Raw genomic sequence first — 595 nt, forward strand, 5'->3', positions numbered from 1 at the left:
GTCCCCCTCACCCCAACCCTCTCCCCGCAAGCGGGGAGAGGGAGATGACCCCATCCTCCCTCCGTCTGCGCGCCGGCCTCGTCTCGATCGTGCTGCTGGCCGCGTTCCTCGGCATCTGGCATCTCGCCACGCGTTCGGCGGCGCCGGTCGCGACGATGAGCCCGGAATACGCCAAGCTGATGGGCCTCACCGCGACGCAGGGCAAATCCGCCATGCCGGGGCCGCTCGATGTCGGCGCAAAGCTGTGGGAGCACCTGAAGCGGCCGTTCTACGACAACGGGCCGAACGACAAGGGGCTCGGCATCCAGCTCGCCTATTCGATCGCGCGGGTCGGCACCGGCTATCTGCTGGCGGTGCTCGTCGCCATTCCGCTCGGCTTCCTGATCGGCATGTCGCCGCTGCTGAGCAAGGCGCTCGATCCCTTCATCCAGGTCTTGAAGCCGATCTCGCCGCTCGCCTGGATGCCGCTCGCGCTCTACACCATCAAGGATTCCTCAATCTCGGCGATCTTCGTCATCTTCATCTGCTCGATCTGGCCGATGCTGCTGAACACCGTCTTTGGCGTTGCCAGCGTGCGCAAGGAATGGATCAACGT

The 595-nt window shown here is 65.2% G+C and carries 1 protein-coding gene; it reads left to right on the plus strand.

What is annotated here, in order from left to right; all coding sequences use genetic code 11:
- Positions 1–44: 44 nt before the first annotated feature.
- Positions 45–595 (plus strand): ABC transporter permease (locus AC1D00_RS44405; protein WP_477015115.1); only part of this gene is annotated, 551 nt, incomplete at its 3' end.

The organism is Bradyrhizobium sp. P2_E8, assembly GCF_056403875.1.